Here is a 16,562-nt window from a genome sequence, read left to right on the forward strand (position 1 = left end):
TCCTGATATGAACGACGCCGCCACTTTCACTTCGACGCACGCAATCGACACCGGATTGCCTGTCAAAGAGGCGAAACTCGCCGCCCGTAATTTGAATTTCTATTACGGCAAATTCCATGCCCTGAAGAACGTGACCCTGCCCGTGCCGGAGAAGCGTGTGACAGCGCTGATCGGACCGTCGGGTTGCGGCAAGTCCACCTTGCTGCGCGTCTTCAACCGAATCTATGCGCTTTACCCGGGTCTGGAAGCGAAGGGCGAGGTCTTGCTTGACGGCGAAAACATCCTCGATCCCAAGTATTCGATGAACAAGCTGCGCAGCAAGGTCGGCATGGTCTTTCAAAAACCGGTGCCGTTCCCGATGACCATTTTCGAAAACGTGGCCTACGGCATCCGTCACCACGAAAAGTTGTCGAAGTCGGAAATGAATGACCGCGTCGAGCTCGCCCTGCGTCAAGGTGCGTTGTGGGATGAGGTCAAAGACAAATTGCAGCAGAATGCACTGGGTTTGTCGGGCGGTCAGCAGCAACGTCTGTGTATCGCACGTGCCGTGGCACTGCGTCCTGAAATCCTGTTGCTCGATGAGCCGACCTCGGCGCTCGATCCGATTTCAACCGCGCGTATTGAGCAGTTGGTGGAAGAACTCAAGCACGACTACACCATCTGCATCGTGACCCACAACATGCAGCAAGCCGCGCGCGTTTCCGACTACACCGCTTTCATGTATTTGGGCGATTTGATCGAGCACGACGAAACCTCGACGATTTTCTCGAATCCCTCGCAAAAGCAAACCGAAGACTACATCACCGGCCGCTTCGGCTGATCCCAGGACTTTTTATGGCAAACAATCACCTCATCTCCAGTGTGCAAGACGAACACGCGCGCCTGCGGTCGGAAATCGAGCGTATGGGCGAGATGGCCATTTCCCAGCTCGAAGCGGCGCTGGATGTCATCGGCCGCCGCGACGATCGCGCCGCACAACGCATCGTCGCCAACGACGACGCGATTGACATGCTCGAGCATCAAGTCAGCGAAGACGTGATGAAGCTCGCCACCGGCGGCCCCTTGGCCTCGGATCTGCGCGCTATCCTGTCGTCGTTGCGGATTGCGTCGGACATTGAACGCATCGGCGACTACGCTTCGAACCTTGCTAAGCGTTCGATCGCCCTCAACTCCGCGCCGGCGCTGCCGGTGCCGCATGTGATGGGCTTGGATTCGCTCGGTCGACTGGCCATCCAGCAGATGCGCAATGTGATGCGCGCTTTCTCCGAACTCGATGCCGAGGCCGCATTGAAGGTGCGTGATGACGATGCCGCGTTGGATTTGCAGTACACAAGCATTTTCCGCGAGTTGTTGACCTACATGATGGAAGATCCGCGCAACATCACCTCGTGCACGCATTTGTTGTTCATGGCGAAAAACATTGAACGCATCGGCGACCATGCCACCAACATCGCTGAGAACATCGTCTATCGTGTCCACGGCCGACAAGACCTTCCGCCGCGGGCAAAGATGGATACGTCGAGCTCGATGCACGATTGAATACAAGCGGAGGTCGCCCGTGTGGTGGCGACCCCGTTAAACTTGGGGCATGGATGCCTCGAACCCGTTGAACACCCCACCCCTCACCATGGCCAACCGTTTCCGAGGATTCCTGCCCGTGGTGGTGGACGTGGAAACCGGCGGATTCGACTGCGGTAAGCATGCGCTGTTGGAAATCGCGGCCGTCACCTTGCGTTTCGACGAGGCCGGTCAACTCCGGCCGCACGACAGCGCACACGCCCACGTTGTGCCCGCGGAAGGCATGGAAATTGATCCGAAGTCACTGGAAGTGACGGGGATTCAACTCGACCATCCGTTTCGCTTGGCCAAGCCCGAGCGTGACGCTCTGGAGCATGTCTTTGCACTGGTCCGGGAAGAAGTCCGCACGCAGAATTGCCAACGCGCCATTCTGGTCGGGCACAACGCGCATTTCGATCTCGGCTTCGTCAATGCGGCAGTCGCGCGCAGCAAGCACAAGCGCAACCCCTTTCATCCTTTCTCGGTCTTCGACACCGTGACGTTGGCAGGCGTGGCGCTGGGTCAAACCGTTTTGGCGCGTGCCGTTCAAGCGGTCGGCGTGGAATGGGATAGCAAGGCCGCGCATTCCGCGCTCTACGATGCCGAGCGCACCGCTGATGTCTTCTGTACTTTGGTGAACCGCTGGGGTCCGCCGCGATTGGATCAAGCGCAGACGCGTTGACGCACCGCTTCAAACAACGCAATACCGGCAGCGACCGATACATTCAAACTTTCCATCTGACCCGGCATGGGAATCGCCACGATGCCGTCGCAATGTTCGCGCGTCAGTCGTCTCATGCCCTCACCTTCACTGCCCATCACCAGCGCGACATTGCCCTTGAGGTCGGTGTCGTAAATGCGTGATGTCGCTTCGCCGTCAATGCCGTAGATCCACACGTTCAATTGCTGCAAATCTTTCAGGGCACGCGCGAGATTGGTTACACGGACCACCGGGATCCGGTCGGCGGCGCCGGCAGACGTCTTTCTGACCGTGGCATTGACTTGCACGGCCTTGTCTTTCGGAATCATGACGGCATGCGCGCCCGCGGCATACGCACTGCGAAGGCAGGCACCGAGATTGTGCGGATCTTGCACGCCGTCCAAGACCAGAATCAGCGCCTTGCCATCGGCCCGGTCAACAATGTCCTGCAAGTCGTTTTCATCCAGGGTCGGCGCCGCCGCATAGCGGGCCGCCGCGCCTTGATGACGCGTGCCACCGCCGGCGATACCTTCCATCGCCTGCTTGCTGACCTTGCGCACATCAATCCCCAGGCGACGCGCCTGTTGTTCGATGTCGGTGGCGCGCGGGTTTTGACTGCCTGCCTCGATCAGTACCTCGAGCACGTGGGCCGCGTCATGTTCTAGCGCGGCGGCGACGGCATTCAGGCCGACCACCCATTGGGAATCTTTACTCATGCGCGTATTGTGCCTGCACTCAACACTCAATATTTCTTTTTGACGCGTTTAGCCGGCTTGCCGCGCGTCTCGCTGGGCGCAGGCGCCCCACCTTCAGCCAATTTGAAGTCGATTTTCCGGTCTTCCATATTGGCCTTCATCACGATGATTTCGACGCGGTCGCCCAACCGGAAGACACGTCCACGGCGCTCGCCGGTCATGGTCTTGCGGATCGGATCTAAGTGGTAAAAATCATTCGGCAGTTGCGTGACATGCACCAACCCGTTGACCTTGGATTCGTCAAGCTCGACAAACAAGCCGAAATTGGTGACGCCGCTGATGACGCCATCGAACTTGCCGCCGACATGTTTTTCCATCCATGCGGCGCGATAGCGCTCATCCACTTCACGCTCGGCTTCATCTGCACGACGCTCACGCTCGCTGCATTGAAGGGTCAACGCCGCCATTTCGCGCGGCGAGTACCAATCTTTCGCGGCGCTACCCCCATGCAACACATGCTTGATGGCCCGGTGGACCAGCAAATCCGGGTAACGGCGAATCGGCGAAGTAAAGTGCGCGTACTCTGCCAACGCCAAGCCAAAATGCCCGATGTTGTCTGGTGAATAGACAGCCAAACTTTGGCTGCGCAGCAGTACGGTTTCGATCAGCGCCGCGTCGGGCCGTTCGCGGATTTTCTCCAGCAAGCGCGTGAAATCCCCCGGCTGCACTTTGCCCCAAGGCGGGAGGCTGAGCGAAAATTCCTTGAGGAATTCCAAGGTGTCGGCGTATTTCGCTTCCGGTGGTTTGTCATGGATGCGATACGGCGCGGGGATGTGGTTGGCCTCCAAGAACCGCGCGGCTTCAACATTGGCCGCGATCATGCACTCTTCGATCAGCTTGTGGGCATCATTGCGCAGCAGCATGCCGGCTTGGGTGACCTGCCCCGTGTTGTCGAGGACGAAGCGAACTTCCGACGATTCGAACTCAATGGCACCGCGCGCTTTCCGCGCTGCGGAGAACACCTTGTACAAGGCGTGCAAGTTGCGGATCTGCGGCAACAAATCGCCCACCGCCGACAGACCTTGCAAACGATCCTCCTCCGATACCTCATCGCTCAAGGCATTCCATACCTGGGTATAGGTCAAGCGGGCATGCGAACGCATCACCGCTTCGTGGAAACTTGAACGCAGCACCTCACCGCGCGCATCAATCTCCATGTCGCAGGCGAAACACAGGCGGTCGACTTTCGGATTGAGCGAACAAATGCCGTTCGACAAGGTCTCCGGCAACATCGGCACGACAAAGCCCGGAAAGTACACACTCGTGGCGCGCAGTTGCGCCTCGTCATCCAACGGTGTGCCGGGTCTGACGTAATGGGAAACGTCGGCAATCGCGACGATCAATCGAAAGCCGCGCGCGGTCGGTTCGCACCAAACGGCGTCGTCGAAGTCTTTGGCGTCCTCGCCATCAATCGTGACCAGAGGCAGCGTGCGCAAATCCAAGCGCGTCGCCGCCAACGATGAGGGCACCTCAAGCGGTACCGCCGCAGCCTCGTCGAGCACGGCTTGTGGGAATTCGAACGGAAGATTGTGGCCGTGAATGGCCGCCTCGACCACCAACGAAGCGGTGAGCTTGTCGCCGAGCACGGTGATGATTTTGCCGATCGGCGGGCGGATTTTGTCGCCCGGACTGGTGATTTCAGCGACCACCAGCTGGCCATCCTTTGCGTTTTCCCGTGCATCTTGCGGAATCTGCACATTGCGCTGGATGCGCTTGTCATCCGGAACGATGTAGCTGATTCCCGACTCGAGGACAAACCGCCCGGTGAGCCGCGTGACCCGACGCTCCAAGACTTCGACGATTTTCCCTTCCGGACGACCGCGACGATCGAGTCCGGCAATGCTGACCAACACACGATCGCCGTGCATGGCTTTGCGCATCTCATAGGGCGGCAGGAACACATCTTCACCGGCTTCATCCGGACGCAAGAAGCCGAATCCTTCCGGATTGGCAATCAAGGTGCCGGCGATGAGGTCCACCTTGTGCGCCGGCAAATACGCCCCGGCACGATTCAGCAGTAATTGACCGTCGCGCATCATCGCCGCCAGTCGCTTGCGCAAGATGTCCAAACGCTCCGGGGCGGTAAGTTCAAACTGCTTGGCAATGGCGATATCGGATTGCGGCTCGCCCGCCTGGGACAAGAACAACAGGATGGCTTCGCGACTCACAATCGGGTCGGCATAGCGCTCGGCCTCGCGGCGCGCCATCGGATCCATGGCCATTTGCATGGGGCGATCTGGCAGCCAACCCGGGAGAGCGTTGCGCCGTTTGCCTTTGGGTGGATTCGATCCGGGCTTGAATCCCTTGGCCGGTTGTTTACCGCGGCCCTTCGTGGTTTTTTTGGTCATCCGTGAATGGTTGCACAGCCCGCTTGCAAGCGCCGTCAATGGTCGCGGCGGATTGACAGGTTGCGCCCTCCGGTGCACACTATCCCGCTCACCTGCCCAGGTGGCGGAATTGGTAGACGCACTAGTTTCAGGTACTAGCGCCGCGAGGCGTGGAGGTTCGAGTCCTCTCTTGGGCACCAAGATTCAATAAAAAAACCCGCCAATGGCGGGTTTTTTTGTACCGGCAGGCCACGAATCCGTGTGGCCACGCAGCGGCTTTCGCGTGCAACGTTGCCGGTGTAATTACCCTACCGTCTGATCGCAGCGACGGAAACCGCGAATCTTTCGCCCCCTGACCGCGCTCAGCCCTCCAGCAACAATCCGCGCTCGCGCGCGATGCGCACCAGATCGCCCTGCGTTCGGGCCCCGAGTTTCTCCATCAGGTTCGCCCGGTGCCGGTACAAGGTTTTGACACTGATATCGAGGTCCATGGCAATGGCTTTGGGCGGCAGATCGGACAGCAAGCCGCGCAGAGTGTCCCGCTCGCGTGCAGTCAGACCGACCGGGCGCGAGGTGGCGGAATGCGTGGGCGTCAAATCACTGCTCAAGACCACCTCACCTTCCGCGACACGCCGCAACAAGCCGACCAGCTCGTCCGGTGCCACCGCTTTGCTGACATAGCCACGCGCACCGAACTCGAGTGCACGAAGCACCAAACCGGGATCATCGTGCATGCTCATCATCACGCACTGCGTGCCCGGCGCCTGCTCTTTGATTTGCGAGAGCAGCGCCAAGCCGCTCGCACCCCGGCCCAAGCTCAGGTCGAGCACTGCAATATCCGGCGCCAACCGGTGAACGGCTTCAAGCGCCGACGCCGCATCCCCGGACTCGGCAACCACTTCGAATCCGCCGGCATCGGCAAACAGACGTTTGAACCCTTCACGAACAATCGCGTGGTCATCCACAAGAAGAATTTTGAGCATGGTCACAGTGTGCCACCAGATTAGGGATGCAATGGCAGAAAATGTCGCACAGAAACGTGGCGTTCCTAAGCTAGTCTGGTCGCGATGAAAACCGCACAATCCCCCGATTTCTCCGAGCAGGACGCTTGGTCGCTACGCACGACGCTGCTGTTCATCGCCTGCGTCTCGCTTGTGCGCGAGCTCACCTACCCGCTGGGATTTTGGCACTGGAACATCGGCGTCGGCCTCGAATTCTGTGCGTTGTGGATCCTGCCGAGGCGTCGTTGGTGGATTTTCATCCTCACCGCGATCCTTTCCAATTTCGCCCGCGGCGCGTTCTTGATCGACGGTATGTACTTCGACGAGTCCCATGTCTTGGGGTATTGGAACAGCTACATCCAAGCGGCCATGGGCAATGTCTTTCCGCCGTTCGTCGCCATGGCCGGCGTTCAATTGTTGGTGGATCACGGCATTCGCATCCGCAGTGAGAACACGCCGCACAAGTTCAAATATCTGATCGGCGCCGCGTTGACGTGCGCGGTTCTACAAGCGCTCAAAGATCTGGTTTATGTCATGGATGACCGGCAGGTCGGTGAACTGCGCATGTCGAAGATCGTCAACATGGTCGCCTTGAATTCGGACAATGCCCCGGCGCTCCTTTTTCAATTCGGCTTCATGCATTTGGCAGGCGCGTTCCTGGGGGTCCTGCTGGTCACCCCCATCGCGATGTGGGTGCTGTCGCGCCCGAAATTCCGGAACAATCGTCCGGTAGTCATCTCCACGCTGACCACCTTGACCCCGATCGTGGCAGCTTTCTTATTGGCCACTTTATTGCCCGGATTGATCGGCATCCGCCCGTTGTTTCGATTGTTGTTGGTGGCATCCGTCGTGGTGCTTGCGTTGCGCCACGGTTGGCGGGGCGCGTTCCTGTCGCTGGTCGTGGTCAGCGTCGTGGTGGCATGGCAGGATCATATCGGCTCGTTTGACGTCCAACCCTGGCTTCTCCAGGCTTTTCTTGCCATCACCGGCGCGACCGCTTTGCTTTTTGGTGCACTGATGGATGCCAATCGCGCGCAGCTCAAACGCCTTCGTGCGTCGAGCCGAATGAAGGCACGTCTTCATCACCATCTCGCCCTCGCCGCCGCTGGAAACCTGGCGCGCGATACCAACGAGCGCCAGCGCATCGCAGGGGCATTGCACGATGAGTTCGGTCAAAACCTGACGGCCTTCCAAACCCACCTGCGCTTGTTGAAGCCGGAATTTACGCGCGCCAATCGGCTGGAGACGTTGCAGGAATTGGATGGCATCACCAACACAATGCGACAGAGCGTGCGCAAGGTGCTGGAAAAACTGCGTCCTACCGCGCTGGACGAACTGGGCCTGTACGGTGCCATTGATCAAGGCTTCTTGCGCCAATCGGCTGAAAACGCCGGCATCCGCTATACGGTCGACCTTCTTGGCGATGCGCGACTGCTTGCGGCTTTGCATGACTCTGTGCGCGTCGCCGCGTATCGCCTGGTGCAGGAAACGGTGAACGGTGCCGTACAACATGCGCGTGCTTCTTACTGCCGCGTCCGCCTGCGAATCGATCATCGGGCCGGCGAGACCTATCTGTTCGTCGACATTCGCGATGACGGCAATGAGTCGGTGGACACGCGCATTCAAAACCGGGATTTGGCGGCAATTCAAGATCACGTCACCGCCCTCGGCGGCACCTTGCACCTTCAAACGGGGAACCCCGGATTCCGACTCCACGCATTGTTCCGTCAGGGGCGCCACGTATGAAGCAAGGATGGATGCTGCACGTGGCCGTGATCTTGTTGATTCAGTGCGCTGTGCTCGGATTGACGCAAATAGGTTCACACCATTGGAATATTGCCCTTGGGGTGTTGTTCCTGGGATTTTGGGCATTGCCGCTACGCACATGGCCGATACTGACGGCGGCGAATGTCGTTTCACTCACCCTCGTTTCCCCACCCGCCTCCGGCTTGTTTTTCTGGTTCTGCGCGGCCGTAATGCCATCGATTGTCGCGATGTCGGGCGCCAGCGTGCTGCGCGCCAATGGCATACGGAAGGCGTCCGACGTCTCGGTCAAAACGATGGCGACGCTTCACCTTGCGGCCTTGCTTTCGGCAACCCTTCAAGCGGCAACGGACGTCTCGTTGCTGTGGACGTCCGGTGACCTGCAGGGGCCATCCGTGGTTTCCGCCACGCAAGTCGGGCTCAACCACTTCATCGGTGCGTTTGTCGGCATCATGCTGCTCGCCCCTTTGTTCATCGCGTGGCAAACGCGTGAAACCCGCGCCCGTCATCCACAGCCATTGAATGCCGGATTGGCCCTGTATTTCCCGATCGCCATTGTGTACTTGTGCGCCGCTTACTTTGCGCGGAATGTCGCTGGCACCACCGAAATTTTGCGCTTGCTGCTGTTGGTTGCCGCCGTCTTCTTCACGTTGAAACGCGGCTGGTTCGGCGCAGTGCTCGCGGTGTTGATCACCACCACGATGGTGGCTGCGCAATTGCATCTTGCGAACACCGACGACAGCCTCCATCCCCAGACCTTCATTGCGGTGCTTGGCGCACTGTGTCTGTTGCTGGGCGCGTCTATAGACGAACACGTGCAGCAAACGGATGCCTTACTTCGCGCAGATGCGGGCAGCGAGCAACTTCGCGCGGAACTCGCCGAAGCGGCGGAAGGCAACTTGCATCGCGAGTTGAGAGAGCGCAACCGCATCGCCGCCGAATTGCATGACGAGTTCGGACAAAGCCTGACCGCCCTGCAGACCTATCTGTCGATCCTGCGCGATGATTTTCGCTCGCTGGGTCGGGTCAATGCCCTGGAGACCTTGCATGTCATCACGCGGGGAATGCGCCAAAACATCAACACGGTGCTGGAACGACTGAGGCCGGCCGTCTTGGACGAACTCGGTTTGTTCGGCGCCGTCGACCAAGGGGCGATTCGTCGCTTGGCTGAAGACGCCGGTATTCAATACGACGTCCAATTGCAGGGTGACTCGAGATGGCTGGCGCGGTTGCACGACGCCCACCTGCTGGCTGCGTATCGATTGGTGCAAGAATCCGTCACCAACGTCGTGCGCCACTCGCACGCCACTTGCTGTGAAGTTCGCTTCCGGATCAATGCGCGCAACGGGTTCATCCATCTGTTCGTGGACGTGCGCGATGACGGCATCGGCATGACGTTCACTCGTCGCCGGGGAAACGGCCTGTTGACCATGCAACATCGCATTACCGCACTCGACGGTCGTTTGTGGATCCGCAAGCGCAATCCCGGCCTGCGGTTACATGCCCTGCTCCGCCAGAGCGTGACTGCGTAATCCGATCGCACAAATTGCGCGTGCGCTTGACCTGAATCAATAACTGACGCCGAACACCGATTGAACATGATCGGAGTTGATCGGAGAAGAATGATGTCCACGACAAAGAAACTGTGGGTCGGTCTGGCGGCGCTGTTGATTGCCAGCTTCGGCGCGATGCTATGGCTCGGCAGCGAGTTATACCGCTCAAAACCGCCCGTTCCGGACCGTGTTGTCACAACCGGAGGTGCAGCGCTTTACACGAAAGCCGACATCGAGACCGGACGCCAGGTTTGGCAAAGCATCGGCGGACAACAACTTGGCTCGATCTGGGGCCACGGCGCCTTGGTGGCGCCCGATTGGTCGGCGGACTGGATCCATCGCGAGGTTGAGGCGCGTACCGAGCTAATGGCGCGTGCCACGGAAGGCGTGCCGGCAAGCGCACTGACGCCCGAGGAATCCGCGGCGTTGAACGCGCGTATCCGGCGCGAGTTCCGAACCAACACCTATGATGCAAAAACCGGTGATCTGGTCGTATCGGATCAGCGCGCAATGGCGATGAGTGCTGTCGCCGCACACTACATGAGTCTGTTCTCCAACGATCCGGCCACACATGATCTGCGCGAGACCTATGCGATGCGCGAAAACACCGTGCCGGATGAAGCACATCGCCGCGCGCTGACCGCCTTCATTTTCTGGACGGCGTGGGCCGCCAGCACCGACCGACCGGAAAAAAGCGGCGTCACCTATACCAACAACTGGCCCTATGACCCCGAGATCGGCAACACGCCGACTCCGAGTGCGTTCATGTGGTCGATGTTTTCCATTTTGTTCCTGATCGCCGGTGTGGGCCTGCTCACTTGGCATTACGCGGCTTATCACGGCAAGGAAGATGCGCCGATCCCGCCTGCGCGCGATCCCATGCTCGGCTTGGTCATCACGCCGTCGATGAAAGCCACCGCGAAATACTTTTGGATCGTCATCGCCTTATTTCTGGTGCAAATCCTGCTGGGCGCCACCACGGCACACTTCCAAGTGGAAGGTCAGGAGGCTTACGGCTTCAAGATCGCCGAGTATTTGCCCTATTCACTGACGCGCAGTTGGCACACGCAATTGGCGGTGTTGTGGATTGCCACCGCGTGGCTCGGCACCGGCCTTTACATCGCACCGGCAATCTCGGGTCATGAGCCGAAATTTCAGCGCCTGGGCGTCAACTTCCTGTTCGTCTGTCTGCTGGTGATTGTTGTCGGCGCGTTTGCCGGTCAATGGTTTGCGGTCATGCAGAAAATGGGGTTGGCCAACAATTTCTGGTTCGGTCACCAAGGCTGGGAGTATGTCGACATCGGTCGCTTTTGGCAGGCGTTTCTTTTCATCGGCTTGCTCCTGTGGCTGTTCCTGGTCGGGCGCGCCTTGTGGCCGGCATTGCGTCGCAAGGATGAAATGTCTTCCATCGTGGGTCTGATGTTCCTCTCCACAGTGGCCATCGGTCTCTTTTACGGCGCGGGTCTGATGTGGGGCGAAAAAACCCATATTTCGGTCGTCGAGTATTGGCGTTGGTGGGTCGTGCACCTGTGGGTTGAAGGCTTCTTCGAAGTGTTCGCGGTCGCCGTATTGAGTTTCCTGTTCGTCAAACTCGGTTTGATTCGCGGCAAGACGGCCACCAACAACGTGTTGTTTGCAACGATCATCTATTTGACCGGCGGCGTGCTCGGCATGTTCCACCATTTGTACTTCGCCGGTACGACGACGGCGGCCGTTGCGTTGGGGGCGTCGTTCTCGGCACTAGAAGTGGTGCCGTTGGCAATCATCGGCTTGGAGGCGCATGAAACATGGCGGCACAGCCGGGCAGTGCCGTGGATGGCGCGTTATCGCTGGCCGATCATGTTCTTCCTCGCCGTCAGTTTCTGGAACTTGGTCGGCGCCGGTTTGTTCGGCTTCCTCATCAACACACCCATTGCGCTCTACTACATGCAAGGCTTGAATCTCACACCGCTGCATGGCCACACCGCATTGTTCGGCGTCTATGGCATGCTCGGCATCGGTCTCATGTTGTTCTGTCTGCGCGGTTTGAAGGGCAATGCCTTGTGGCATACCGGCACGTTGAAAGCAGCGTTCTGGGCATTCAACGTCGGACTGACTTTGATGGCTGTGCTGACCTTGCTGCCACTCGGAACCTTGCAACTGCAAGCCGCGCTTGAACACGGCTACTGGTACGCACGTTCGGCGGAGTTCATGGGCAAGCCGATCATCGATGTGCTGGTGTGGATGCGCATGCCCGGCGATTTGATCTTCTCGATCGGCGCGCTGCTGCTGGCGTGGTTCGTGTTGCGGCACTGGATCCTGCCTAAGGCGGATCCTGCATTTGATCGTACGTCGGATGAAGACATCCAACGCACTCTGGATCGAGGCACGGTTTGATGGCCACCGATGCGCACCCGCAGGTGACCGCCGCGCGCCAAGCTCTCGGCATCGAGACCTTGGCGCGGGCACCGCACCGCCTCTTGTTTTTCGTGGGCGCCTTAAATGTGTTGCTGGCCACGGCCTGGTGGTTGTGTTGGCTCGTCAACGCGCGTTGGCAATGGGTGCACTTGCCGCAGCCGCCGCTCTTTGCCGGTTGGCTGCACGCGACGGTCATGCAATACCAGTTGTTTCCGCCGTTTTTCTTCGGTTTCCTGCTGACCGTGTTTCCGCGATGGATGGGACTGAAAGAATTCGACCGGTGGCATTTCGTACCGGTGGGCGCCGGCTTGCTCGGCGGCCAAGTCGCGACGATTGCCGGTGCGTTTTCCGAACTACAGGTCTTGGTCCAGATCGGCATGTTCATGACCGCCGCTGGATGGTTGACGGGCCTTGTCTTGTTGGGAGGAAAATTGCGCGAAGCGAGAGCGGCCACCCAAGGCAGGCACTGGCACGCGTGGTCGTGCTTTGTCGGCATGGTGTTCGGGTTTGCCGGCCTGCTGGCAGCCATCGTCTATTTGAATCTGGAAGATCCGCGTTGGATGTTGGCCAGCATCAAGATCGGCACGTATTTGATGCTGGTGCCGGTGTATTTCACCGTGGCGCACCGGATGTTTCCTTTCTTCGCAAACAATGTCGTTGAAGGCTATTCGATGTGGCGTCCGACGTGGCTGATCGCGGTCCTTTGGGCGGCGATGCTGGCCACCTGCATTCTTAAGATCACCGGGGACGGGCAGATGGCATGGAGTGTCGAGTGGCTGTTTTCCGCGGCCAGTGCGATTGCGCTCGTTCGCTGGTGGCCGCGCCGCAAGGCACCTGGCCTGTTGAGGATCCTTTTCATCGCCTTGGCGTGGATGCCGATCGCCTTCGCCCTCATAGGTGCGCAAGATCTGCTGGCGTTGACGCATCCCGCCGTTGCACATTTGGGCCGCGGTCCGCTGCATGGTTTGTACATCGGCTGCTTCGGCGGCTTGATGGTGGCCATGGTGACGCGCGTCACGCAGGGTCATTCGGGTCGGTTGTTGGAGATGCCGACCGTTGCGTGGTGGGCATTTGCGTTGATCCAGATCACCGCGGTCATTCGTGTCTTCACCGAGATTTTTCGCGATCCGATGGCCGGCTTCGCCCTTGCCGCCCTGCTTTGGATCGTCGGGTTCTTACCGTGGGTGGTTCGCGCCGGCTGTATTTATTTGCAACCCCGTGCCGATGGCAAACCGGGCTGAATTTTTCGAATACACATGATCGAGTTCTATCCCACCATTCGAAGTATCCATATCCTGGCAGTGGTGTTGAGCGGCAGTTTTTTCGCCGTGCGAGGCGCCTTGGCGTTGGCCGGTCAATCTTGGCCTTACCACGCCGCCAGCCGCTGGAGCAGTTGGATCATTGACACGGTATTGCTCACCGCGGCGGCGATGTTGTTCAGCATGTTGCCCGGTGTCGTGTTCGCGAACGGCTGGCTGACGGTGAAGATCGTGCTCGTGATCATCTACATTCTCCTCGGCATCCTCGCGCTGCGTCGCACGTCGCGACGCAGCGCACGCACCCTGTGCTATGTCCTTGCCTTGTGCGTCTTCGGCACCATCATCTCCATCGCGCGCGCCCATCATCCGTATGGCTGGCTGCTAAAATATCTGGCGTGAATACACTCCCCAATCCGACCGCCGTCGACCGCAGCTGGGTCAACGAAGCCATCCGCGCCATCCAACGCGAATCCGCGCGCTCTGCCGACACCCACCTCCTGCACGTAAAGTTCAGCGCGTTTCCGGATATTGACTTCTATTTCAAGGACGAAGCCTCGCACCCGACGGGCAGTCTCAAGCACCGTTTGGCACGGTCTTTGTTCCTTTATGCCCTTTGCAACGGGCGATTGACCGACGGTATGTCCGTAGTGGATGCCTCATCGGGCAGCACCGCGATTTCCGAGGCTTGGTTTGCGCGCATGCTGGGGCTCAAATTCACGGCGGTGATGCCGGAAACGACATCGCCCGGCAAGATCGAAGCCATCCGCGCACTCGGCGGAATTTGCGACCTCACGCCGGCGGGTCGCTGCACACAAGCGCGTGCGCGCGAAATCGCCGCCGACGGCGCGTGCTTTCTCGATCAGTTCGGACTGGCCGAACGCGCCACCGATTGGCGCGGAAACAACAACATCGCCGAGTCGATTTTGGGCCAGTTGGAGAAGGAAAAGCACCCGGTCCCGCGTCATATAGTGTGTGGCGTAGGCACCGGTGGCACTTCGGCCACCATCGGTCGTTATCTGCGCTATCGCATGCTCGACACCGAGCTCACCGTTGCCGAACCCAAGGGTCAGGTGTTTGCCGGCGGTTGGCGCACCCGGGACCGCTCGGCCTCAGTGCCGTGTTGCAGCGTCATCGAAGGCATCGGTCGACAAAACGTCGAACCGAGTTTCCAATTCGATGTGGTGGATCGCGTCATCGAAGTCGATGATGCCGATTCGATTGCTGCCATGTTGTTCCTGGAAAGCGTTTTGGGCATCCGCTACGGCGGATCCTCCGGCACCAACCTGATCGCCTGCACAGAACTTGCGCGTGAAATGCGCGCCGCCGGAACGAGCGGAAGCATCGTCACCTTGCTTTGCGACCGTGGCATCCGTTATCGGGAAACCCTGTATGACGCGGCATGGCGCGCCCAGCGCGGCATTGCGGTGGACGGGGCATTGCAGGCCATCCGCGAAGCGCTCGGCAGTCACCACTGACCTCAGCGCGGCAAAAACAATCAGACGCGGGCGAACACCAAAGCGGCATTGGTGCCGCCGAAACCGAAGCTGTTCGAGAGCACGGTGTCGACTTGTCTATCCGCACGCGTGCGTAGGATATTGAAATCTTCGCAAGCGGGGTCGAGCTGCGCGATATTCGCTGAAGCGGCCAGAAAACCGTGCTGCATCATCAGGATCGAATAAATCGCCTCGTGCACGCTCGCGGCACCCAGCGAGTGTCCGCTCAAGGCCTTGGTCGAGGAAATCGCGGGCATGTCCTCACCGAACACCTCGCGCACCGCCTTCAGTTCTGTGATATCGCCGAGCGGTGTCGATGTACCGTGCGTGTTGATGTAGTCGATCTTGCGACCGATGCCGTCGATGGCCATGCGCATGCAACGCACCGCGCCTTCGCCTGAAGGTGCGACCATATCGACGCCGTCACTGGTGACGCCATATCCGATCAATTCGGCATGGATGCGCGCACCGCGCTTCATGGCATGCTCGAAATCTTCAAGCACAAGCATGCCGCCGCCGCTGCCGATGACGAAGCCGTCGCGATCGACATCGTAGGGTCGTGAGGCGGTCTGCGGCGAATCATTGAAGTGTGTTGACAAAGCGCCCATCGCATCGAATTGGCAGGTCATGCCCCAATGCAATTCCTCCCCGCCTCCGGCAAACACAATGTCTTGCGCACCGTGGCGAATGAGGTCGGCAGCAGCGCCGATGCAATGCGCCGATGTGGCACAGGCGGCCGACAACGAATAGCTCACGCCGCGAATGCCGAAGGTGGTTGCCAGCGCCGCGGATACGGTGCTGCACATGGTTCTCGGCACCATATACGGCCCGACCTTGCGCACACCGCGCTCACGCATCAAATCACCCGTCGCGATTTGCCACTCGGCCGATGCGCCGCCCGAACCGGCGATAACGCCGATGCGCGGATCGCCGGCGACCGAGTCACCCAATCCGGCATCTGCCATCGCGTCTTTCATGGCGACTGCCGCATAGGCCGCAGCGTCACCCATGAAGCGTTTTTGCTTGCGGTCAATCAACGCCTCGAGATCGATCTTGCAAACACCCGCGATTTGGGAGCGCATACCCATGTCGGCGTATTCGGCGACATGTTCAATGCCGGCGCGGCTTTCACGCAAGGCGTCCGCGACCGACGCGGCATCGTTGCCCAACGGTGAAACAATCCCCAATCCGGTCACGACAACGCGACGCATCAGAACTCCTCCATGCCTTGGAACAGGCCGACACGCAAGTTGCTCGCCGTGTAAATCTCTTTGCCATCCACGAACGTTTCGCCGTCGGCAATCACCAGACGCAGCTTTCCACGAAGCACGCGACGGATGTGGATGTTGTAGGACACGGTTTTCGCAGTCGGCAGCACTTGTCCGGAAAATTTTACTTCGCCCACGCCTAATGCCCGCCCGCGACCCGGCTCGCCCAACCAAGGCAAATAAAAGCCCGCGAGCTGCCACATCGCATCGACGCCCAGGCACCCCGGCATCACCGGATCGTCAATGAAGTGACATTGGAAAAACCAAAGGTCCGGATGAATATCCAGTTCGGCGCGAAGCACACCCTTGCCGTGATGTCCGCCCGTCTCACTGATCTCGGTGATACGGTCGAACATCAACATGGGGGGTGCAGGCAATTTGGCGTTGCCGGGTCCGAAGAGTTCGCCGCGGGCGCAGGCCAACAATTGCTCTTTATCCAATGAACTCGGTCGCACGCATGCAGCCCGTCTAGGGGAAGGAACCTCGTA

Annotated in this window: 14 protein-coding genes and 1 tRNA gene; 10 read left to right on the forward strand and 5 right to left on the reverse strand. The window is 59.4% G+C overall.

The window, feature by feature from the left end; translation table 11 throughout:
* The first annotated feature begins 7 nt into the window (after positions 1-7).
* The 3 genes from pstB to rnt are packed head-to-tail and all read left to right on the forward strand — an operon-like array spanning position 8 to position 2,239.
* Positions 8-820, forward strand: coding sequence for a phosphate ABC transporter ATP-binding protein PstB (gene pstB, locus H8L67_RS07615; RefSeq protein ID WP_255555930.1), 813 nt, complete (start codon positions 8-10; stop codon positions 818-820).
* Positions 821-834: 14 nt separating this feature from the next.
* Positions 835-1,539, forward strand: coding sequence for a phosphate signaling complex protein PhoU (phoU, locus tag H8L67_RS07620; RefSeq protein WP_220379247.1), 705 nt, complete (start codon positions 835-837; stop codon positions 1,537-1,539).
* 49 nt (positions 1,540-1,588) lie between these two features.
* Entirely contained in the window at positions 1,589-2,239 is a 651-nt protein-coding gene (rnt, locus tag H8L67_RS07625; protein ID WP_220379248.1) for a ribonuclease T, read from the forward strand.
* On the opposite strand, the gene rlmB is transcribed toward rnt, so the two are convergent.
* Positions 2,221-2,973, reverse strand: a complete 753-nt coding sequence (rlmB, locus tag H8L67_RS07630; protein WP_220379249.1) for a 23S rRNA (guanosine(2251)-2'-O)-methyltransferase RlmB — start codon at positions 2,971-2,973, stop codon at positions 2,221-2,223. The genes rnt and rlmB overlap by 19 nt on opposite strands.
* Positions 2,974-2,999: 26 nt before the next feature.
* Complete coding sequence (rnr, locus tag H8L67_RS07635) at positions 3,000-5,360, reverse strand: ribonuclease R (RefSeq protein WP_220379250.1); 2,361 nt, start codon at positions 5,358-5,360, stop codon at positions 3,000-3,002.
* A gap of 94 nt (positions 5,361-5,454) precedes the next feature.
* On the opposite strand from rnr, the gene H8L67_RS07640 reads away from it, so the two are divergent.
* Positions 5,455-5,539, forward strand: a tRNA-Leu gene (locus H8L67_RS07640).
* 162 nt (positions 5,540-5,701) lie between these two features.
* Here the strand turns inward: H8L67_RS07640 and H8L67_RS07645 are convergent.
* Positions 5,702-6,322, reverse strand: coding sequence for a response regulator transcription factor (locus tag H8L67_RS07645; RefSeq protein ID WP_220379251.1), 621 nt, complete (start codon positions 6,320-6,322; stop codon positions 5,702-5,704).
* A gap of 84 nt (positions 6,323-6,406) precedes the next feature.
* On the opposite strand from H8L67_RS07645, the gene H8L67_RS07650 reads away from it, so the two are divergent.
* The 6 genes from H8L67_RS07650 (at position 6,407) to H8L67_RS07675 (ending at position 14,788) form a co-directional block, all read left to right on the forward strand.
* Positions 6,407-8,086: a histidine kinase gene (locus H8L67_RS07650; protein WP_220379252.1), complete on the forward strand. Its 1,680-nt coding sequence runs from the start codon at positions 6,407-6,409 to the stop codon at positions 8,084-8,086.
* The gene (locus tag H8L67_RS07655) at positions 8,083-9,636 is read left to right on the forward strand and encodes a histidine kinase (RefSeq protein ID WP_220379253.1); all 1,554 of its coding nucleotides are present in this window, start codon (positions 8,083-8,085) and stop codon (positions 9,634-9,636) included. Before H8L67_RS07650 ends, H8L67_RS07655 begins: the two co-directional genes overlap by 4 nt.
* A gap of 93 nt (positions 9,637-9,729) precedes the next feature.
* Complete coding sequence (locus H8L67_RS07660) at positions 9,730-12,033, forward strand: nitric-oxide reductase large subunit (protein ID WP_220379254.1); 2,304 nt, start codon at positions 9,730-9,732, stop codon at positions 12,031-12,033.
* A complete protein-coding gene (locus H8L67_RS07665) occupies positions 12,033-13,295 on the forward strand; it encodes an NnrS family protein (protein WP_220379255.1) in 1,263 nt (420 codons plus the stop codon). The genes H8L67_RS07660 and H8L67_RS07665 overlap by 1 nt, the downstream gene beginning before the upstream one ends.
* Before the next feature lie 15 nt (positions 13,296-13,310).
* Positions 13,311-13,712 (forward strand): SirB2 family protein, encoded by a 402-nt coding sequence (locus H8L67_RS07670; RefSeq protein ID WP_220379256.1) that lies wholly within the window; start codon positions 13,311-13,313, stop codon positions 13,710-13,712.
* Positions 13,700-14,788, forward strand: a complete 1,089-nt coding sequence (locus H8L67_RS07675; RefSeq protein WP_220380782.1) for a PLP-dependent cysteine synthase family protein — start codon at positions 13,700-13,702, stop codon at positions 14,786-14,788. The genes H8L67_RS07670 and H8L67_RS07675 overlap by 13 nt, the downstream gene beginning before the upstream one ends.
* Positions 14,789-14,808: 20 nt before the next feature.
* Here the strand turns inward: H8L67_RS07675 and fabB are convergent, their stop codons facing one another.
* Together fabB and fabA are read right to left on the reverse strand one after the other, a co-directional pair.
* Positions 14,809-16,017, reverse strand: coding sequence for a beta-ketoacyl-ACP synthase I (gene fabB, locus H8L67_RS07680; protein ID WP_220379257.1), 1,209 nt, complete (start codon positions 16,015-16,017; stop codon positions 14,809-14,811).
* Positions 16,017-16,529: a 3-hydroxyacyl-[acyl-carrier-protein] dehydratase FabA gene (fabA, locus tag H8L67_RS07685; protein WP_220379258.1), complete on the reverse strand. Its 513-nt coding sequence runs from the start codon at positions 16,527-16,529 to the stop codon at positions 16,017-16,019. The genes fabB and fabA overlap by 1 nt, the downstream gene beginning before the upstream one ends.
* Positions 16,530-16,562: the final 33 nt, after the last annotated feature.

Origin of the sequence: Lysobacter soyae (assembly GCF_019551435.1) — a bacterium.
Taxonomy (GTDB): domain Bacteria; phylum Pseudomonadota; class Gammaproteobacteria; order Xanthomonadales; family Xanthomonadaceae; genus Solilutibacter; species Solilutibacter soyae.